We start from the raw sequence: 19,936 nt of genomic DNA on the forward strand, positions 1-19,936 counted from the left end.
ATTAACAGAGCTCCGCCAATCCTGGGGCCGGATGTTCCGGCAGGTCTGACGTAGCATACAGCTGCTCTATATATTGTAATGTGGGCACTTGCAGGTTATAAGCCCTGCTGCCACTGATACACTCCAGTAGTATATAAGCACGTTGTTGTTGTAATGTTGCAAATGTCATAGGGAATCATGTTATATGCATGAGCAGGGCTATCTTTTAAATAACGCCAACTGGCTGGGACCGCCCAAATTGTCCACTACTTCACCCAGCGGCCGGAAAAACACTTCATACCCGAATTGCGCACCAACCTGGCTGGCCCAGGCTTCAAACTCTGCCCTTGTCCATTCAAACCGGTGATCGCTATGACGAAAACTTCCATTGCTGAGCTTTTCATACATCACGTTATATGCTGCATTCACCGTAGTAATAATCACATGTTGAGGCTGGGCATATTCAAACACCACTTTCTCCAATGTCTGTAAGCGCGGTATGTCCAGGTGCTCTATAACTTCTACCAACACAGCAGCGTCAAATCCGGATAAACGTTTATCCCTGTACGTTAATGAACCATGTATCAGCTCTAACTTGGACCGTTGTGCTTCCGGCAACCGATCAATTTTCAGCTTTTCCTTTGCTATTTCCAGAGCATGGTAGCTCACGTCCATTCCCAGTAATTTACTAAAAACCGGTTTCTCCATCAACAAACGGAGCAGCTTCCCTTCACCACAACCCAGATCGGCCACCGTACTTACTTTCAGCTCCAATAGCAAGTCCCTTACCGCCTGCAAACGGACATCGTGGAGACGTACCTTATCTTTATCTTTTACGGGTTTCTCTTCCAATAACGAACCTTCCTCTTTCATAATCCTTCCCAAGGCTTCTTTAGCCAGGGGAGCAATATGTTTCAGGTAACGCCGGGTGATCAGCTCTTTGGCTGGATGAACATCCAACCACCCCTTTCCTTTTTCTATGAGCTTTTCCACTTCATGTTCGCCTATAAAATAGTGCTTGTCGTTATCACACACCGGTATCAATACGTACAACTGGCTAAGCACTATTTTAAGCGGCAGGGTATGCCGCAGGGTAACCTTAAAATAATGGCTTTGGCCCCATTCAGGAAATTGAGCATCCAGCAAAAAGGCCTGTACGTTTACTTCATAACCCAGTGGCTCAAAAAGTTGGCGCAGTACCGTTTCACCACCCTTTACCGGCAACACGGATAAATTGATTTCAAATGGCATCGCCTCATCTACCAGATGGGGCTTGTCTTTACAACGGCCATTCATAGCTGTAGCAAAAGTATGCGCAATCGCATTGCTCAGGAAAGAAGAAGCAACGTAGGGACGGTCGTTTACATATTGCTCCAATGCAAAATCGTGGCCTCCATTTCCTCCACGCACCAACCGGATAGGATCAATGTCCAGCAACAAAGCCGCTGTACAACAATGGTCGGTAGCTTCCGGATAAAAAATATGAGCGCAGCCAGCAGCCAGTTCTACGGTCTGAACTTTAGCAGGATGTTTGTGCAGCAGATAACCTAAGTCTGTAGCGGGGTAACGTTTAGTCGTAATAGTTAATAACATTGGTACACTGTGTTTCCTTTGAAACACGCTTTTAAATATTTTTAACAACAAAGGTATTACATATTGTTATATGTAGCCATCAACTATTATAAAAATTCATAGGTTGATAACAGTCCTGCCTATACTATATAGGCACTGTAGTTACAGGTTTGTTGGCAGATACGTGCTATCTGCCCCCCTGTCTTCATGCTTCCCCTTGCCCAATTGTATCTTCATCTTCCCATCTTTATCTGACGTGGCATGCAGGTGTACAATAACTCCTTTATTGCTTCTTTTACGCCTCTCTGTCCGGTCTTTAACAGCAGAATCTTTGGCTGGATTACGCAATGGAATATCCATGTTAATATTGGTACCGCCATCTATGCCATATACGCCATATACATCAATATTAACGGCACTGGAAGCAATCCGCATGGGCGGGATGGTAATCTTATTGCCATCTACCTGGAAAGTAGTGGAAAGGTCTTCAATGGTAATACTATCCAACCTCCTTTTACGGAAAGCAAAATTGCTGATGTCTATCAATGGCCCGAAGTTGACCAATGCGCCATTCCTCAGATTACAGCTGATATTACCGTATAAAGAGTGTTTGGCCAATATGCCGTTATCAAGAACATTTCCCTTCATATTTACTTTGGCTGATACGGTGCCCCGTAAATTTTTCGAAGTAAGTGAAGTAAGGCCAAAATTATCAAAGGCATAAAAAAGCTGGCTTATATTCACATTATTGATACCTGCTTGTATATTAAACAGATTATTGATGCCTTGCTGATGGATAGTACCCGTCATTTCTATACTACCTCCGGCATGCTGCAGCGAAATCTGGTTTAGCAGTATATCCGTATTCGTTAGATCCAAACTGGCTTTTACCTGCTGTGCCACAAACCGCTGAAAGATAACTTTATCCAGTAGTACCTGCATCTTTACATTGCTGGAAGCCAATACTACATCCAATTGCCGGGATACCCTTCCCATCCGGGCCCGCTGGCGGCTACGGCTACTTTCTACTTGCAGGCGCGGCGCAAGGAAACCTATAAACTCGTTAAGGTCTACCAACTGGCTACGGATATTCCAACTGATCTGGATCTTATCTGGTGTGGTAAAGTACAGGTTCAATAAGTTCTTTACCATACCATCCATTTGCAGAATACTGTGCTGAGACTGTACCCTAACGTTTTCCAGCAACAGGTCTTCCCCGGTAAACCGCAAGGTGGCGCTGGCATTGTGGAAAGACAGGTTACGCGGCTGATAAATAAAAGTGCCTTGTTGCACGTTCACTACTCCTTGCAATGCAGAAGGCGTATTATCACCCTTTTGTAAGGGTCCGGTATAATATAGATCTGCATTTGCGCTACCGCCTTTAAATACCAGGGGGCCGTCGTTATCGCCATCATTTAGATTGGTTAAGGGAAAAGCGGCACGGAAATGACCATGTAACAAAGGCTGTTTCAAGTTCACTACCCGGATGGTATCCGCTTTCAGCGTTACCCCCGCCCATACGGCACTTAAACCAAATATGTTAACCGCAGAATTTTCATCATTATGACTTTTCCCGGGGAGTACTTCATTATTAAACCTACCGGTAAAACTGCAGTTTTTCCATTCTCCTATGGGGCTACCCAATACGTTTCCAGTAGTTTTCCAGTTCACCACCACATGCGGTGTATCCCGGAATTTCAGGTACCCTGCAATATCAGCAAAAGCGTCCAGCGGTTTGGTAAGCGTAATATTTGTGAGTTTGGCACTGATAACCGGAGATAACCAGGATGCCGCTTCTTTAAGCAATACCTGGTTAGCCGTTATCTTCAGCTGAAAAGGCGGTGGTTTTTCAGAAAAACCAAACTGCCCTGCAATCATCACCGGATGGCCGTCGATCTTAATTTCCTGTTCTGGTATCTGTAACAGCTTCGTACGTTTGTTATAGCTAACGGTGAGATTTAGTTGCAGACGCTTACCTTGAAGATAGCTTCCCTTATTGGTATTAAAGGCAAAGCTTTTCGACAAAATGTCGGAGGTCATTGTTAGCGCTATACTACTATCAGAAACGAGTATCTTACCATCCAGTTGTTTAATGTCTAGTTGAAAGAGTTTAAATTTCTGGCGGTTATCTATTACGAAATAGATATTCCGCAGCAGCAGCTGTTTAATCTCGGCATCCCGGTAACCACTATGCCGGTTGCCGCCGGATGCCCGCAATACATACGTATTTGAATAGCCGCTGGTATCTGTATATAAAAAAACGGTACCATCCTGCAAAGTAATATCACTTATTGCTACGTGCTTGCGTAACAGTGAGAGGGTGTTCACTTTTACATAGATATAGTTTACATCCAATAAAGCATGATGATGATATTGCCAGGTACTGTCTTGCAGCACTACTTTTTTAAGGCCTATAGATACATTGGGAAAGCTTCGCCATACAGAAGACTCCATATCCTGGATACTGATAGTACCGCTGATCCTCTCATTTACCTGTGCGGCGATCTGCTTTAAAAAATCTTCCTTGTTGGCATGTATGTACCAGGTCATACCCAGGAATAATAACAGCAAAAGCGCTATTACGATTCCGCTGGTGATAAAGATGATCCTGAGCCATTTTCGCATACAGAAAGGTTTAACTGCTATAACAGCTGAATGGTTAAACAGTTCACCAACCCATAAAAACCATGCCTGCTCCGCATATAGTAACGGCCGCACCACTGATGGCAGCCATGTATCTCTCTGTAACGACGGGTTTCATCATAGAAAAACCATAATATCCCAACAGTACCATAACGATCATAGTAAGTATGGTAAAGAGGGTAAAAGTTACCACCAGCACTATGATGCCAGCTACCGATTGCTGGGCTGCCGGATAAAACAGCAATGGCAACAATGGTTCCGAAGGGCCCATTACAAAGATCACAAACAATATCCAGGGAGTTACCCGGATACGCCGCTGTGGCACTACATAAACCTCATTATGACGATGCTGGTACACATACATATCACCATCTTCATACACATCAAAATGTTTGTGTGGCTGATTAGCAATGGCTTTATATACCCCCCAGATAAGGTAAAACAATCCCAGTACCAACAAAGCCCAACCAGCAATGCCTCCGCGTACTTCTGTGATCGTAGTAAACCGTGACAACTGCCAGCCGAGCACTACACCGGCCATTCCTATCAGCAGGGAGCTCATAACATGACCCAGCCCACAAAGGGCTGTCCAACCAATAGTTTTGGCCACAGACCATTTCCGGGTCCGGGAAAAAACGATAAAAGGTACATAGTGATCTGGCCCGGACGCTGTATGTAAGCAACTGATGGTCACTGCCGTAAGTAGTAAGCTATTATCGATAAATGTCATACACTGTTTTTATACCTGCAGAAGCGCGGCCAGTTGTTGATGGCAGGCATACATCTGTTCTCCGCTATATCCCAACAGCCTTACCAGTATACCGTTGCCATGTGTACGTGTAATACCGGCCAGCATATGGAGCTGGGTTTCCAGATAACGGTAAAGCAGGTCCGCAGTTTCGGCCAGGGGGGTTGCCACCTGGGTATCAAAAAAAAGAAAGGTGGCCTGATGGGTATAGCCCTCCATCCATCCCATTGCCTGAAAATCGTTGCTCCCAGGTTGCATCAGGAGGTTGTCTCTCAACAATAGCTGACCATCTTTGTACACCTGGGTAACACTATGCAGTTTAGTAAACCGGAACACTTCTCCATTAAGCCGCCGCCCGCAAGTAATGATCTCACTCCATATCAACCGGCAATTGTCCGACAAATAAATATTCGTATAGCCGGTATAGGTAGCTTTCTCGTGGGGCACCAGAGGATGTGGCAGGAAAGTAAAACTGCTGCCTGGTAATAACTCCACCCGCATTTCCTGCCGGGCGCCGGTTTCCATATGAAAAAGACGCTGGTAAGCCTGCGTTTGCAGGTGCAGGGAAGTACCTGCTGCCACAGTAATATCCAAACGGTAATGATCCCGGTCTAACATACCTGGGGAAGAGCTCATCATCATCAGGCGCAACACCGGATCATGCCGTTCTTCCCTTATATTGGCCACTTTAAAAGGACGGGTACAATAGCAAGACTGTAAAAAAGTTTGTGCCCCCCTCTTCCCGGTTAGTATTTTCAATTCGCTGATCATTTCCACAAGTTAGGCTCTGCTATATCTTCTAATAAAGCATACCGTTTGATCCAGTTAATCACGTCTTGCAATCCTTTACCGCTCATAAGGTCGGTGAATACGAAAGGCTGCCCCTGCCGCATTTTACGGGCATCCCGCTCCATTACGTCCAGATCCGCATGCACATAGGGCGCAAGGTCTGTTTTATTGATTACAAGCAGGTTGGAGCGCGTAATACCGGGACCACCCTTACGGGGTATCTTATCACCTTCCGCTACATCAATCACAAAAATGGTAACATCGGCCAAATCGGGGCTAAAAGTAGCGGAGAGATTATCTCCTCCACTTTCTATGAAGATGATCTCTAGGTCCGGGAAACGGCGGGCCATTTCCTCTACGGCTTCCAGGTTCATACTGGCATCCTCGCGGATAGCAGTATGAGGACAACCACCCGTTTCCACACCAATGATGCGCTCGGCGGGCAGCAGGCTATTTTGGGTTAAAAATTCTGCGTCTTCCCTGGTATAAATATCATTGGTAATAACAGCCACCTGGTAGGTAGTGGCCATTTGCCTGGTGAGCCGCTCTATCAGCGCTGTTTTACCAGAGCCAACGGGGCCGGCTACCCCAATTTTAATATATTCTCTTGTTGTCATTTGCAATGATTTTATGATAGTGTAACTATGACATATACAAACGGCTATACAACCGTTCATGCTGCATACTGCGAATGTCAAAACCTGCGTTGCATAGTCCTAATAATGATTGATCCGGTTCCAGGGTAGCAGTGGTAAGCTCCCGGAGTAAAGGTTGCAGGTCAAAAAGGATGTCTTGCCCATCCATCTGGCCCAACGGCACTAATTTTACGCAATTGGTTACCATAGATGCGGCGGTATTATAATAAAAAGCAAACAAGGCAGCCGGCAAAGGGATAGCTAACAGGGAAGCATATACGCCAAATACCAGGCAATAATGAGGCCCTTGTCTTGCCGCAGCTTCGTAACGCGCTATTAAGGAATCGGGATAACGACGGCTAAAGATACGGGTAAGACGGGCGCCCAGCTTATGGCTAGCTTCCCGCAGCTCCCGTGGCGCTTTCACCGCCGTGCACAACTCATGCAGTTCCAGTAATCCGGTAATGTTACGCTGGCTTCCTGCGGCGTAGGCCAGGCTCATAAAAGCGGCATCATTGTACTGCAGGTTGTTCTGCAACATATTGCGTACAAAGGTGGCTGCGGTAGGGCTGTTATGTACCAACCCCTGCTGCACGAAGGTTTCCAGTCCCGACGAATGGGTGTAACTGCCTATAGGCAATGTGCTATCTGCCAGGTGCAATAAACTGCCCAGGTAGGATTGTTCCATCATATTTTATTTTGATGCCAGGTCGAGTATTTTCTCGAAAAACGAAGGGCTACCACTACCATGCGCATGCGGCTGCACGTTAGTGCGCAACATGTGAAGCAGCTGCCGCTTTTCCTTTACTACTTCGTATCCGGAAGCCACCAACCAACGAAACAAAGGCTCGTCTGCGGGAATCAGCAGCTGCTCTTTTTCTAAAAACAAGGGTAAATGCTTGTTCCCAATCTCGTAACAAACCTTAGCCATTTCATACATATTGCGCGGAGAGATTACAATAGCATCGCAGGGAAGGAGGTCTACTACTACCATCAGCTCATCATCCTGATACAGGATATCATGCTGTTGTAGCTGTTGTCCTTCCTTTGTAAATTTCAGGGAGATATCACGACCGCCCACTGTGCGTTTACGCTGAATGCGCCGGGTAGTTTCGAACCATTCCAGCTGCAATAAATCTGTTACCTTACTATTACGTGTATGCGTTACCGTATTCCCTATAATTTCCTTCACCAACATATCTTTCCCGGCTTAAAATAAAAAATAACGTTGCGCCAGCGACAATTCCTTCAATGGTTCACAGGTAACCGGCTCCCCATCCACTTTTACCTCATAAGTTTCCGGGTTCACGCGGATATCCGGGGTTTTATCGTTATGGATAAGGTTTTTCTTGGAAATATTCCGGCAGTTGCGCACGGGCAGTAATTGCTTCTGTAATCCATATTCTTCCTTAATCCCTTTCTCTAACGACAACGCAGATACGAATAATACACTGCTTTGCAGCAAGGCCTTCCCATGAGCACCAAACATATGACGGTATATAACCGGCTGGGGGGTAGGAATAGAGGCATTAGGATCACCCATTTTGCTGGCGTTGATCATTCCCCCTTTAATAATCAATTCCGGTTTTACGCCAAAGAATGCAGGTTTCCATAGCACCAGGTCTGCCATTTTACCCGGTTCCAGCGAACCTACATGGTCTGCAATACCATGTGCAATGGCAGGATTGATGGTATATTTGGCGATATATCTTTTTACACGGAAGTTATCATTATCGCGCCCTTTATCTGTTTCCAGAGCGCCGCGTTGCTTCTTCATTTTATCAGCAGTTTGCCAGGTGCGTATCACTACCTCGCCTACACGTCCCATAGCCTGGGAATCTGAGCTCATAATACTGAATACCCCCATATCATGCAGGATATCTTCTGCCGCGATAGTTTCCGGGCGGATGCGGGAATCTGCAAACGCCACATCCTCCGGCACCCTTTTATCCAGGTGGTGGCACACCATCAGCATATCGAGGTGTTCATCTATGGTATTTACCGTATATGGCCGGGTAGGATTGGTAGACGCCGGCAACACATTGGGAAAAGAGGCTGCCCGGATAATATCGGGTGCGTGACCGCCACCGGCGCCTTCTGTGTGGAAGGTATGTATTACCCGGCCATTGATGGCGTTCAACGTATCTTCCAGGAAGCCGGCTTCGTTAAGGGTATCTGTATGGATAGCAATCTGTACATCCAGCTCATCTGCCACTTTCAGGGAAGCATCTATCACTGCTGGCGTAGCGCCCCAGTCTTCATGTATTTTAAGCCCCAACGCCCCGGCGGCTATCTGTTCTATGAGCGGGGCCGTAGTGGCGCAGTTGCCCTTTCCGAAGAAACCTAGGTTTACCGGATAAGCTTCTGCTGCCTGCAGCATTCGCTGTATATTCCATTTGCCAGGCGTAACGGTAGTGGCGCTGGTGCCATCTGCCGGGCCGGTACCACCGCCAATCATAGTGGTAACGCCGCTAAACAGGGCATGATCAATCTGCTGGGGGCAAATGAAATGGATATGGGTGTCTATACCTCCGGCTGTAGCGATGAGATTGGCGCCATTATGGATTTCAGTAGAAGCGCCAATAATCAGGTTGGGGTGCACGCCATCCATGGTATCTGGATTACCTGATTGCCCGATGGCCACAATTTTCCCGTCTTTAATACCGATGTCGCCCTTTACAATGCCCCAATGATCGATGATCACCACATTGGTGATCACCAAATCCAACACCCCTTCTTCACGCAGGGCAGTGGCAGATTGCGCCATGCCGTCCCTTACGCTTTTTCCCCCGCCAAATTTGCTTTCATCGCCATGTACATTATAATCTTTCTCTATCTCTATAATCAGGTCTGTATCTGCCAGCCGTACACGGTCGCCGGCAGTAGGCCCATACATATTTACATATTTGGTTTTGCTGACAGACAGGCTCATAGTTGTTCAGATTTAAAGTTCAACAGGGCGGCTTTTTCAATAGCGGCCGCTTTTACTATAGGATTGGTGGTGTCGCCATTGGTTAGGTTATTAATACCTATCACCCGTTTATGGCCGCCTAGCTCCACCAGCTCCACTTCTTTGGCCTCTCCTGGCTCAAAACGTACGGCGTTGCCGGAAGGGATATTGAGGCGCATACCAAAAGCAGCTTCCCGGGGAAAAGACATCATCCGGTTCACTTCAAAAAAATGGCAATGGGACCCAATCTGCACCGGCCGGTCGCCGGTATTTACCACGCTGATCTTTACAGTGCTACGGCCAGCATTCAGCAGTATATCTTCCTGCTTTAAAAAATATTCTCCGGGGATCATCTTTGCAAAAATTAATGGTTAACGGATAGGATCGTGTACAGTCACTAACTTGGTACCATCGGGGAAAGTGGCTTCAATCTGTACTTCATGGACCATTTCAGGAATACCTTCCATCACCTCATCGCGGGTAAGGATAGTGGCCCCGTAGTGCATCAGTTCCGCCACGCTTTTACCGTCGCGGGCAGCCTCCATCAAACGGCTGCTGATAAGGGCAATAGCTTCCGGATAATTGAGCCGCAAGCCCCTTGCTTTTCTTTTTTCGGCCAGCTCTCCGGCCAGATGTAATAATAATTTTTCGGTTTCCCGGGCAGTCAGGTGCATACGAATGGATTGTTGTAAGATAATTGGTTGTTCCCGGAGATCGGTTGGTGTATAATAGGATTAGCAAAATACGAAAATAGTTTAAAATACCATTCAACCTAACGGGGAACTATATACCAACAGGCATAAAAAAATCCCCTGGAAATCATTCCAGGGGATCTGCTATCAGATGTACTGTTATTAATGTTGTTGCCCTATTAAACTAAAACGGGTACGCACGGCATCCAGTTCTGCAGGTTTCATCTTAGAGGTTTGCTGCAATACGCCAACAAAGTAGTCCACTTCTTCTTGCTGCGTAGGGCAGCCTACATTCTGCATTTTACCACTGGCGGCATCCTTTACACGGCTGTCTGCCAACATCTTGCCTTTCGTATCCAGTACCAACCAATAAGGAATGCCCTGGTCGCCACCGTGGTACTGGGTAAGCAACTCATTACCACCTGGATTTTCCAGTACTTTCTTATCTCCAGATTCCTTCACTGTAATATGCCGGATCTCATAGTTATCGGTAAAAGCTTGCTTCACACTCACATCATTCATTGCCGTATCCATTTTATGGCACCAGCCACACCAGGAAGCATGAAATATTACGAATACCTGCTTATGCGCTTTCGCAGCACTGGCACAAGCTTCTTTAATCACCTTCTCCGCAGGTGGTGGTGTTGTTTGCGCATGAGCCAGGGAGGTGATGAAAGTGACGAATAAGATCGATACGATTTTTCTCATAAAATAAAAAATTTGTCATCTGATTTTTATCTGCTTCACCAGGTATTCAAAAATCACGAATTAGTCATCCAGTTTCAACACCGCCAGGAATGCCTCTTGTGGTACTTCTACGTTACCAATCTGGCGCATACGTTTTTTACCTTCTTTCTGTTTTTCGAGGAGCTTACGTTTACGGGAAATATCACCGCCATAACATTTCGCGGTTACATCTTTACGCATGGCGCTGATGTTTTCACGGGCAACGATCTTAGCGCCAATAGCAGCCTGGATAGCAATAAGGAATTGCTGGCGCGGCAATAGTTCCTTCAGCTTTTCGCAGAGCTTCCGGCCAAAGTCCTGTGCACGGCTGCGGTGGATCAGGGCGCTAAGTGCATCCACCTTTTCACCGTTCAAGAGAATATCCATTTTCACGATATCGCTGTCGCGGAAACCGATCGGAGAATAATCAAAGGAAGCATAGCCACGGGTCTGGCTTTTCAGCTTATCATAAAAATCGAATACAATTTCTGTAAGCGGCAGCTCAAATATGAGTTCTACACGGGTGGTAGTGAGGTAGCTCTGGTTAAGCAGGATACCACGTTTACCGAGGCAGAGGGTCATGATGTTACCGATATAATCCGGTTTGGTGATGATCTGCGCACGGATGAAAGGTTCCTCGATCCTATCCAGTTTAGTAGGATCGGGCATTTCACTCGGGTTATTTACATGTACAGTGCCTTCATTGGTAGTGTATGCAATAAAGCCTACGTTGGGAACGGTAGTGATCACCGTTTGGTTAAACTCTCTTTCCAGGCGTTCCTGGATGATTTCCATGTGCAACATGCCCAGAAATCCGCAACGGAAACCAAAACCTAACGCTTGGGAAGTTTCCAGCTCATAGGTAAGGGAGGCGTCGTTCAATTGGAGCTTATCCATGCAGTCCCGCAGTTCCTCAAAGTCTTCTGTTACTACCGGAAAAATACCGGCAAATACCATAGGCTTTACTTCCTGGAATCCTTTGATTCCTTCCAGGCAAGGATTATTAGCCAAGGTAATAGTATCCCCTACTTTTACTTCTTTCGCACTTTTGATCCCGGTAATAATATATCCTACATCTCCAGTGAATACTTCCTTACGTGGTTCCAGGCCCAGGCGCAGGATACCCACTTCATCGGCTTCGTATTCTTCGCCGGTGTTCACGAATTTAATTTTATCCCCTTTTTTGATGGAACCGTTGAATATGCGGAAATAGGCGATAATACCACGGAAAGAGTTAAAAACGCTGTCGAAGATCAATGCCTGCAGCGGAGCATCATTGCTGCCTTTGGGAGCAGGAATACGGGACACGATCGCTTCCAGGATTTCTTCAATGCCAATACCCGTTTTACCGGATGCCAGCAGGATATCTTCATCTTTTACGCCAATGAGGTCTATGATCTGGTCTTTTACTTCTTCAATCATAGCGCCGGGCATATCTATTTTGTTGATCACCGGAATGATCTCCAAATCATTTTCCAATGCCAGGTAGAGGTTCGAAATAGTTTGGGCTTGGATACCCTGAGCGGCATCCACCAACAACAATGCACCTTCACAGGCTGCCAATGCGCGGGATACTTCGTAAGAAAAGTCTACGTGGCCGGGGGTATCGATCAGGTTAAAGGTATATTTTTCACCGTTTTTAGCAGTATAATCCATTTGAATAGCATGACTCTTGATCGTGATACCTTTTTCACGTTCAAGATCCATATCATCCAACACCTGGGCCTGCATATCGCGGTCGGAAATAGTTTTGGTAAACTCCAGTAAACGGTCTGCCAGGGTGCTTTTACCATGGTCAATATGGGCAATGATACAAAAATTGCGAATATTCTTCATATGATGTTTTGCTGTTCCATAGGCCTATGTGAGTCTACACTAAACCTTTTCAGCCGGCAAAGGTATTGAAATTAGTTGATTAGTTAATGCGTTTGCCGATTATGTTTTATAGTTTGGTTTTTAGGAAGATAGCCTCTGCCGAAGGGCCGCTTTTTTTTGATATATTAGCGTATAAACCTCAATTTTATAACATGGGGCGCAGGAACAATCCCAACCCCTTCCTGTTAATCATTTAAATCGAATTATCATGGAACTTGTTAATCAGTTTGAACAGGCCGTTGCAGACAGCAAAACCCTGGCAGAAAAGCCTTCTAATGACATTTTATTGCAGTTATATGCACTGTACAAACAAGGCACTACCGGCGATGTAGATACGGAGCCTCCAGCCAACCCATTCGATTTCGTTGCCAAAGCAAAATATGAGGCCTGGGCCGCGCTTAAAGGCAAAACAAAGGAAGCTGCCATGCAGGAATATGTGGATCTTGTGAAGAAACTAAAAGGATAATGGCTTACTTTTGAATTATGATACCTTCATTCACGATTAGTAAGAAATCACAGCACTACCTGGCCCTGGAAGAACAATATGGCGCCCACAACTACCATCCACTGCCCGTAGTGCTCGACCGGGGAGAAGGAGTATATCTATGGGATGTAGATGGTAAACGTTATTACGATTTTTTATCTGGTTATTCTGCAGTAAACCAGGGACATTGCCATCCCAGGATTATTGCCACCCTCATAGAACAGGCGCAGAAACTAACACTTACCTCCCGGGCATTTTATAATGATCTGCTGGGGGAATATGCAAAATATATCACCGATTATTTCGGCTACGACAAGGTATTACCCATGAATACCGGCGTAGAAGCCGTGGAAACAGCCCTGAAGCTGTGCCGCCACTGGGCCTACCTGATAAAAGGCATCCCGGAGAACAAAGCAAAAATCATTGTATGCGCCAACAACTTCCATGGCCGCACACTAAATGTGATCTCTTTCAGTACAGACCCCACTGCCCGTAATGATTTCGGACCATTTATGCCCGGGTACGAGGTAATTCCGTTCAACAATCTCTCCGCACTAGAGCAGGCCTTACAGGATAAAAATGTAGCCGGCTTTCTGGTAGAGCCCATACAGGGCGAAGCCGGTGTAGTAGTACCGGAAGAAGGTTACCTGGCTAAAGCGAAACAATATTGCCAGGATGCCAACGTCTTGTTTATTGCAGATGAAATACAAACAGGACTGGCCCGTACGGGTAAAATGCTGGCCTGCGACCACGAAAGTGTACGCCCCGATATCCTGATATTGGGTAAGGCTTTATCTGGCGGTACCCTGCCCATCAGTGCGGTATTGGCAGACGATGAAATTATGTTAACCATAAAGCCGGGAGAACATGGCTCAACCTATGGTGGTAATCCCTTGGCTTGTAAAGTGGCGATCACTTCCCTGCAAGTACTCAAAGACGAGAATATGGCAGAACATGCTGCTGAAATGGGCATATTACTAAGACTGGGCCTTCAAGACCTGCATTCGCCCTACATTACTACTGTTCGCGGTAAAGGGCTGCTGAATGCCATTATTATCCAGCATAAAAACCCGGAAGCCGCCTGGGATCTCTGCCTTGCCTTAAAAGAAAATGGCCTGCTGGCCAAACCCACGCATGGCGATAAAATAAGATTTGCGCCCCCCCTGCCTATTACATCCGGCCAGGTGGCAGATTGTGTGGAGATCATTAAACGAAGCCTGGAACAGGCCTTTAGCTAGTTTATTTGCTGTATGGGTACATCACATAAAGCCATCCGTAGCTCCGGGTGGAAAACAGACTTTTTAATCGGCTTCCCCGACGGGCTTTTCCTGTTATTTTTTGCCACCCAGGTAATACAGGTATTCCCCATGGAGGTGCAAACCTTTTATAACATTCATATAGCCCTACTGGTGATAGGCGGTTTGCTGGTGATGTACAGCGCCTTCCAGGCCAATAAAGGAGATACACAACACGACAGCGCCCTCTTGTCTGATGAGGAAAGAAGCAAATTACAGCGCCTTGATATCAATGACCAAACCATCGCACATATTGCACAGGAAATGGAAAAAGACGCCCAAAGCTGGGAACAGATACTGGAACAGGAGCACGTAAAAGAAACTACATTTAGCCGTTCCCACGCTATCAGCAGCGCCTTGCTAACAGGATTTTTCTTTTTATTGGGAGGCGCCCTCTCCCTGGGACCTTATCTTTCCAACGAAAATTTTACCGCTGCATCACAAACCAGCACTTTGCTGGTTTTTCTGGGGCTTACCATCTTCAGCTTTATAAAGGCCCGGGTAACCGCTCAACGCCCACTACCCATTATTTTACGCTACTGGTTAATGGGCGCAGGCATTCTTCTGGGAGCCTGGATATTACATAAAACATTTTAACAGCCGTTGCGGCCCTATGTGTAAAGACTGCCTGATTCCTGGAATTTTGGTGGCCTTTCAGGAATCTTCCAAAATAATACGTTCATGTCATTTAATTAATATCTATAATATCAGATATTTGCACGATACCCTGTTCCTCAGAAGGGACATACTTTTTATCACCGGTATTACGGGCATCTTTAATCAATCAGTACTACAGGTCTTCGGGAACAATAACAAAAAACGGGTGATTTTTTAACCACCTACTTGCTGAAAAACTTTTGTCACCTATCTCTTTTGCAAACGGAGAGTAGCTAGCTTGAAGAGTTTACCCCTGAAAATTTCGGATAAACTTACAGCACCCATCATGCGTAGCTTTTGTTTGCATAAGCATCAAAAACTTTAGAAAAGATCTTATTCCTATACAATGAAATCACTTTTACGTCATGTGCCTCGCACACTTATGCTAGCTGGTGGCGTTACCCTGGCTGTTACGCAAGCAACCGCGCAAATGAAAATCGGCGAAAATCCTTCTGAGGTTATCAAATCTGCCATTCTGGAACTTAGCAGTAACAAACAAGGGCTGTTACTGCCAAGGATACCTGATTTTAGCGCCATCAATACTGCTATTGGTACAGACGCGGCAGATGGCATGATCGTATATCTCGCCAGTGCTACTCCAGCACAAAACGGTTTATACGTGCGTAAGGCCGGAACCTGGGTGAAGATGCCGGAAGGTGGATCTATTTCCTCTATCAGCCTCACCATGCCAGTGCCATTTTCCGTTTCACCCGCTACGCTTACCACTAATGGCACTTTCAATGTTGGTATGCTTACACAACCTGCCAATACCATTTTCGCAACGCCTAATGGCACTGCTGGTACCGCTTCCTTCCGTACCCTCGTTGCAGCCGACCTGCCTAGCCTACCCTTTTCAAAGATCACCGGAGTGGTGCCTATTTCACAAGGTGGAACCGGTTTAACAGCTGTTGGCGCTGCAGGCACAGTGCTAACCAGCAATGGAACTTCATTGAGCTATGCCGCCACCCCTTCCGCTTCGCTCACGCTTACTGGAGATGTAACGGGCACTAGCGCTGCAGGTACAATGTCCACCACCATCGCTAACCAAGCAGTCACCTACAGCAAAATACAAAATATAAATTCCCAGAAATTATTGGGTAGGTTCGCAACCGGTGCAGGCTCTTTACAAGAGGTTTCCCTCGATAACACATTAAAACTAACTACTGCCGGTGCATTATACGCCGACAGCGCATTGGGCGTATGGAATGCCAGTAAAGTACAGGGAATGAAAATATCGGCCAAAACGCCCGCCAACGGTGAAGTATTGAAATGGAACGGCACAGCCTGGGAAACCAATACCGATAACGATGGGGGAGCTACCTATGCAACGCTTGCCAATAACGATATTTCAAATGCCGACGTAGCCGGATCTACCACCCGTATGAAAATATGGGCCAGCCCACTTACCGGGAACGTAGTAAACGGCGTATCCGGCACAAGCGCGTCTTCCTGGAATGTACTCTCGTTCAGGGGAGTTGGATATACTACACAACTATATTTCGATAAAAATACCCTGGCGGTAAAAGAATGGGGCGGCACTACAGCCCCACTCACCACCAACGCAGGAAATATCTGGTATAAAGCCATTCTCACAAATGGAAATACTAATATCCAAACCGGCGCTATCCTCTTTGGCAACGTTACAAGTGATGCATCATCAGAAGTGACACAGGATAATGCGAATTTATTCTTTGATGATACCAATAATAGGCTGGGCGTGGGAACCAATACACCAAACGCTACATTAACAGTGAACGGTGGCGTTTCAATAATGGCAATAAAAACAGTTAGCTCCAATAACAATGGAACCCTTACCTATACCGCTTTGGAAAATGATTATACAATTATCGGAAAACTTAATGCGAACGGGAACCTTAACGTTAGCCTTCCCACTGCATCCAATCATAAAGGGAAAATGTATATCGTAAAGCGTGCGTCAGGGGGAAATGGTACCCTAACCGTTTCCGCCGCCGGTGGCGGCTTTGATGAAACGGCTGGAAATCCAACAATTGCTACCGGAAAATCTCATATTTTCCAGTCTGATGGCAACACCTGGTGGATTATCGGTAGTTTCTAACAACCACCTGTCTCCATCAGGTACCCGAATAACAAGAAAGAGGATGTATCAAAAGTATGATACATCCTCTTTCTTGTTATTCAGAACCTTTAAACGCTTCTCAGGTGCTTTATTTATTCTTCCATTAAGCGGTTTACTACTCCTTTATAATAGTCTCTTTTTTGGGTACCCGGGTAAGCAACACACAAAGAAAAGCCACAACAGCCGCTCCCAGGGAAAGATACAACGCGATACCGGCATCAGGACACTCCCCTATTTCACAACGGGAATAGAGGATCATATTCCGGAAAGTCCAGGCTACCAGAAAACCTGTAATAAACAGGTTAGCCCAAATGGCCATCCGGCGCTTTAACAAAAAAAAGATAACAGCCAGTACCCCTACGAAGATATTTAGCTTACCGGGTTCTCCATAGCTGGAGCCAGCACCGTTTACTCCTGTAAATACCAAGTGCCTGCTTTCAATTACAGACCATGGTAAAAAAGCGCAGATAATTACCAGCAAAACTGCCAGTATACCAATGATAGCTGTCCTGGACATACTTTTGAATTTAGGGGGGCAAAGGTAGTTATTTTGTGGTGATTACTGCAACTATCTACCCCCTGGTTCACAATGTGTTCGCAGGTAATTGGTATATAACGTAGACAAATGCTCGAAAGTACCCTGACCTTCTGAAATGCTATGGGTACGGTTAGGATAAGCCATAAACTGAAACTGCTTATTGTACCGGATCAATTCATTCAGGAGCATTTCTGCATTTTGATAATGCACATTATCATCGCCGGTACCATGTATATAAAGCAGGTTACCTTTCAAATTCCGGGCGTAGGTAATCGGAGATCCCTTCACAAAATCTTCCAGGTTCTCTTCCGGCAATCCCATATAGCGTTCCTGATAAATATTATCGTAAGTGAGCTGATTGCCTACTGCTGCGATGGCGATACCGGTTTTATAGATATCCGGATATTGGAATAAGAGATTCAGCGTCATAGAGCCACCACCACTCCAACCCCAAACGGCTACACGCTCCGGATCCATAAAAGTATATTTTTGCAACAGGGCTTTTGCACCCATGGCCTGATCACGGGCGTTGAGCAATCCTACTTTGCGGTAAATGGATTTCCGCCAGTAACGGCCTTTAGGCAATGGTGTGCCCCGGTTATCCATAGACACATAAATATAACCATCGCCAGCCATATCCCCGTCATAAAGAAAGTTACGGCCTGCGCCAATAGCATCAAGGGAAGTAGCGCCTGCAGGTTCGCCATACACATAAAACACTACCGGATATTTCTTAGCGGGATTAAAGCCAGTAGGCTTGCTCATCCAACCATCCATAATAACGCCATCAGCAGTAGTGATACGGAAAAACTCCGGTTTATTAGGTGATGCAGCCGCTTTATTAATAGCATTTAAAACCGTGTTGCCGTTACTTTTATGTGCGGGTAACTGCACATTTTCGCTAACCGGATAGGTAGCTGCATTGCTGAATTCATGAATGGCCCAGGAACTGTTAGGCGCTATTTTATATTCATGGGTACCAGGTTCGTTGGCAGGTGTAATACGCACTGCTTTACCACCTGTTAGCGCCACTTTATATAAGTATTGCTGAGTAGGGTTATCCGGGGAAGCCAGAAAATAAATTTCATTGTTAGCCTCGTCTATTTTAGCGATGCTGATCACGTCGTAGTTACCAGGAGTGATCAAGGCTGCTTTTCCATCTTCCGTATTAATATTATACAGATGACGCCAGCCATCCTGTTCACTTACCCATACAAAAGATTTACCGTTGCTGATAAAATCCCATCCGGCAATATTATCATCGTCCCAGCGGGACTTCACATCTATCCACGCACTGTCTGTTTCTTCATAGAGCGGCCGTACGTTGCCGCTAGCGGCGTCACATAGCATTATTTTACTATCGTTTTGCTTGCGGTTAAGCTGTTGAATGATGAGGGTATTTTTACCCGGCACCCATTCCATACGGGGAATATAGTGTTGTTGCTGGTCGCCCGGCACTTGCATCCAGATAGTTTGGGCTGTGCGGATATCTGCTACACCTATACGGCAAGCAGAAGGACTTTCACCTGCCTTCGGGTATTCTACCGGAATGGTAAAAGAATAGATAGAATCGGTATTATCTATCATCAGGAAATCACGGATCTTAGTAGCATTGATCTGCCAATAAGCGATGTGTTGTCCATCGGGGCTCCAACGAAACCCATCACGGCAACCAAATTCTTCTTCATAGGCCCAATCGAAAGTACCATTAATCAAACGGCGCATACCATCTGTGGTGATGGGCGTAATAACGCCTGTTTGCAAGTCTTCCACAAAAATGTTATGGTCGCTTACATAAGCTGCTTTACTACCATCCGGCGACAATTTAGCAAACATAAGGGAAGATGCCGGCTTGTCTTTTCCCAGCTGTTGCAGCTTACCAGAGGGGATGTCCAGTACCCAGTAATCGCCCCTGGTTTCGTAACGCCATACCTTCCGAGCATTCGTGTAAAGCAATAATTTTTTTTCATCTCCAGAAAAATAAAAATCCCTGACCGCCAAACCTTGATAACTGGCTGCCGGCACTTTTACAGTAGGCGATGCGCCAGACAATGGATAAGCTTCAATACCGGCTGCCGTAGCCTTATAATAGGATACTCCATCCCGGCTCCATCGGCTACCCTTGCCGGGTTGTGCCTGCAAGGGTAGCCAGAACAGGACAATCAATAAAACAAATAACGTAAGTGGCTTCATATGTGTAAATATAGTTTGCAATGGTATCCAAATTAAAAAAGAAAAAAAAGTGAACAATATAG

The 19,936-nt window shown here is 46.0% G+C and carries 18 protein-coding genes and 1 pseudogene; 4 read left to right on the top strand and 15 right to left on the bottom strand.

Annotation, left to right across the window (positions count from 1 at the left end; translation table 11 throughout):
* Position 1: 1 nt before the first annotated feature.
* The 13 genes and pseudogenes from ACDQ55_RS17060 to lepA form a co-directional block, all read right to left on the bottom strand.
* Complete coding sequence (locus ACDQ55_RS17060) at positions 2 to 169, bottom strand: hypothetical protein (RefSeq protein ID WP_420982665.1); 168 nt, start codon at positions 167 to 169, stop codon at positions 2 to 4.
* A gap of 29 nt (positions 170 to 198) precedes the next feature.
* The gene (locus ACDQ55_RS17065) at positions 199 to 1,572 is read right to left on the bottom strand and encodes a 3' terminal RNA ribose 2'-O-methyltransferase Hen1 (protein ID WP_420982666.1); all 1,374 of its coding nucleotides are present in this window, start codon (positions 1,570 to 1,572) and stop codon (positions 199 to 201) included.
* Positions 1,573 to 1,713: 141 nt separating this feature from the next.
* A complete protein-coding gene (locus ACDQ55_RS17070) occupies positions 1,714 to 4,176 on the bottom strand; it encodes an AsmA-like C-terminal region-containing protein (RefSeq protein WP_420982667.1) in 2,463 nt (820 codons plus the stop codon).
* A 43-nt stretch (positions 4,177 to 4,219) separates the two neighbouring features.
* Complete coding sequence (locus tag ACDQ55_RS17075) at positions 4,220 to 4,924, bottom strand: hypothetical protein (RefSeq protein WP_420982668.1); 705 nt, start codon at positions 4,922 to 4,924, stop codon at positions 4,220 to 4,222.
* 9 nt (positions 4,925 to 4,933) lie between these two features.
* Positions 4,934 to 5,713: an urease accessory protein UreD gene (locus tag ACDQ55_RS17080; protein WP_420982669.1), complete on the bottom strand. Its 780-nt coding sequence runs from the start codon at positions 5,711 to 5,713 to the stop codon at positions 4,934 to 4,936.
* On the bottom strand, positions 5,710 to 6,348 hold the full coding sequence (ureG, locus tag ACDQ55_RS17085) for an urease accessory protein UreG (protein ID WP_420982670.1): 639 nt from the start codon (positions 6,346 to 6,348) through the stop codon (positions 5,710 to 5,712). The genes ACDQ55_RS17080 and ureG overlap by 4 nt, the downstream gene beginning before the upstream one ends.
* A 25-nt stretch (positions 6,349 to 6,373) precedes the next feature.
* The gene (locus tag ACDQ55_RS17090; protein ID WP_420982671.1) at positions 6,374 to 7,057 is read right to left on the bottom strand and encodes an urease accessory protein UreF; all 684 of its coding nucleotides are present in this window, start codon (positions 7,055 to 7,057) and stop codon (positions 6,374 to 6,376) included.
* A gap of 3 nt (positions 7,058 to 7,060) precedes the next feature.
* The gene (gene ureE / locus ACDQ55_RS17095; protein ID WP_420982672.1) at positions 7,061 to 7,564 is read right to left on the bottom strand and encodes an urease accessory protein UreE; all 504 of its coding nucleotides are present in this window, start codon (positions 7,562 to 7,564) and stop codon (positions 7,061 to 7,063) included.
* A 12-nt stretch (positions 7,565 to 7,576) separates the two neighbouring features.
* Complete coding sequence (gene ureC / locus ACDQ55_RS17100) at positions 7,577 to 9,298, bottom strand: urease subunit alpha (RefSeq protein ID WP_420982673.1); 1,722 nt, start codon at positions 9,296 to 9,298, stop codon at positions 7,577 to 7,579.
* Between the two features lie 71 nt (positions 9,299 to 9,369).
* Positions 9,370 to 9,669: pseudogene (gene ureB / locus ACDQ55_RS17105) on the bottom strand (urease subunit beta); the annotation flags it as partial.
* 18 nt (positions 9,670 to 9,687) lie between these two features.
* Entirely contained in the window at positions 9,688 to 9,990 is a 303-nt protein-coding gene (ureA, locus tag ACDQ55_RS17110; protein ID WP_420982674.1) for an urease subunit gamma, read from the bottom strand.
* Between the two features lie 180 nt (positions 9,991 to 10,170).
* Positions 10,171 to 10,716, bottom strand: coding sequence for a thioredoxin family protein (locus ACDQ55_RS17115; protein ID WP_420982675.1), 546 nt, complete (start codon positions 10,714 to 10,716; stop codon positions 10,171 to 10,173).
* Positions 10,717 to 10,776: 60 nt separating this feature from the next.
* Positions 10,777 to 12,570: a translation elongation factor 4 gene (gene lepA / locus ACDQ55_RS17120; protein WP_420982676.1), complete on the bottom strand. Its 1,794-nt coding sequence runs from the start codon at positions 12,568 to 12,570 to the stop codon at positions 10,777 to 10,779.
* 247 nt (positions 12,571 to 12,817) lie between these two features.
* Here lepA and ACDQ55_RS17125 point away from each other — a divergent pair, with 247 nt between their 5' ends.
* From ACDQ55_RS17125 to ACDQ55_RS17140, 4 genes are all read left to right on the top strand, one after another.
* Positions 12,818 to 13,075, top strand: coding sequence for an acyl-CoA-binding protein (locus ACDQ55_RS17125; protein WP_420982677.1), 258 nt, complete (start codon positions 12,818 to 12,820; stop codon positions 13,073 to 13,075).
* Between the two features lie 17 nt (positions 13,076 to 13,092).
* Entirely contained in the window at positions 13,093 to 14,331 is a 1,239-nt protein-coding gene (rocD, locus tag ACDQ55_RS17130) for an ornithine--oxo-acid transaminase (protein ID WP_420982678.1), read from the top strand.
* A 12-nt stretch (positions 14,332 to 14,343) separates the two neighbouring features.
* Positions 14,344 to 14,985 (top strand): VIT1/CCC1 transporter family protein, encoded by a 642-nt coding sequence (locus tag ACDQ55_RS17135; RefSeq protein WP_420982679.1) that lies wholly within the window; start codon positions 14,344 to 14,346, stop codon positions 14,983 to 14,985.
* A 406-nt stretch (positions 14,986 to 15,391) separates the two neighbouring features.
* Entirely contained in the window at positions 15,392 to 17,122 is a 1,731-nt protein-coding gene (locus ACDQ55_RS17140; RefSeq protein ID WP_420982680.1) for a hypothetical protein, read from the top strand.
* A 136-nt stretch (positions 17,123 to 17,258) separates the two neighbouring features.
* On the opposite strand, the gene ACDQ55_RS17145 is transcribed toward ACDQ55_RS17140, so the two are convergent.
* Positions 17,259 to 17,660 carry a hypothetical protein gene (locus tag ACDQ55_RS17145; RefSeq protein ID WP_420982681.1) on the bottom strand — a complete coding sequence of 134 codons (402 nt, stop codon included), beginning with the start codon at positions 17,658 to 17,660 and terminating at the stop codon, positions 17,259 to 17,261.
* Between the two features lie 51 nt (positions 17,661 to 17,711).
* Complete coding sequence (locus ACDQ55_RS17150; RefSeq protein ID WP_420982682.1) at positions 17,712 to 19,874, bottom strand: S9 family peptidase; 2,163 nt, start codon at positions 19,872 to 19,874, stop codon at positions 17,712 to 17,714.
* Positions 19,875 to 19,936: the final 62 nt, after the last annotated feature.

The sequence above is a fragment of the Chitinophaga sp. 30R24 genome (assembly GCF_049056765.1).
Classification (GTDB): Bacteria; Bacteroidota; Bacteroidia; order Chitinophagales; family Chitinophagaceae; genus Chitinophaga.

Bases quoted from the DNA above. Each gene is read 5' to 3' on its own strand.
- ACDQ55_RS17060 (WP_420982665.1), bottom strand. From the start codon at position 169: ATGACATTTGCAACATTACAACAACAACGTGCTTATATACTACTGGAG.
- ACDQ55_RS17065 (WP_420982666.1), bottom strand. From the start codon at position 1,572: ATGTTATTAACTATTACGACTAAACGTTACCCCGCTACAGACTTAGGT.
- ACDQ55_RS17070 (WP_420982667.1), bottom strand. From the start codon at position 4,176: ATGCGAAAATGGCTCAGGATCATCTTTATCACCAGCGGAATCGTAATA.
- ACDQ55_RS17075 (WP_420982668.1), bottom strand. From the start codon at position 4,924: ATGACATTTATCGATAATAGCTTACTACTTACGGCAGTGACCATCAGT.
- ACDQ55_RS17080 (WP_420982669.1), bottom strand. From the start codon at position 5,713: ATGATCAGCGAATTGAAAATACTAACCGGGAAGAGGGGGGCACAAACT.
- ureG (WP_420982670.1), bottom strand. From the start codon at position 6,348: ATGACAACAAGAGAATATATTAAAATTGGGGTAGCCGGCCCCGTTGGC.
- ACDQ55_RS17090 (WP_420982671.1), bottom strand. From the start codon at position 7,057: ATGATGGAACAATCCTACCTGGGCAGTTTATTGCACCTGGCAGATAGC.
- ureE (WP_420982672.1), bottom strand. From the start codon at position 7,564: ATGTTGGTGAAGGAAATTATAGGGAATACGGTAACGCATACACGTAAT.
- ureC (WP_420982673.1), bottom strand. From the start codon at position 9,298: ATGAGCCTGTCTGTCAGCAAAACCAAATATGTAAATATGTATGGGCCT.
- ureA (WP_420982674.1), bottom strand. From the start codon at position 9,990: ATGCACCTGACTGCCCGGGAAACCGAAAAATTATTATTACATCTGGCC.
- ACDQ55_RS17115 (WP_420982675.1), bottom strand. From the start codon at position 10,716: ATGAGAAAAATCGTATCGATCTTATTCGTCACTTTCATCACCTCCCTG.
- lepA (WP_420982676.1), bottom strand. From the start codon at position 12,570: ATGAAGAATATTCGCAATTTTTGTATCATTGCCCATATTGACCATGGT.
- ACDQ55_RS17125 (WP_420982677.1), top strand. From the start codon at position 12,818: ATGGAACTTGTTAATCAGTTTGAACAGGCCGTTGCAGACAGCAAAACC.
- rocD (WP_420982678.1), top strand. From the start codon at position 13,093: ATGATACCTTCATTCACGATTAGTAAGAAATCACAGCACTACCTGGCC.
- ACDQ55_RS17135 (WP_420982679.1), top strand. From the start codon at position 14,344: ATGGGTACATCACATAAAGCCATCCGTAGCTCCGGGTGGAAAACAGAC.
- ACDQ55_RS17140 (WP_420982680.1), top strand. From the start codon at position 15,392: ATGAAATCACTTTTACGTCATGTGCCTCGCACACTTATGCTAGCTGGT.
- ACDQ55_RS17145 (WP_420982681.1), bottom strand. From the start codon at position 17,660: ATGTCCAGGACAGCTATCATTGGTATACTGGCAGTTTTGCTGGTAATT.
- ACDQ55_RS17150 (WP_420982682.1), bottom strand. From the start codon at position 19,874: ATGAAGCCACTTACGTTATTTGTTTTATTGATTGTCCTGTTCTGGCTA.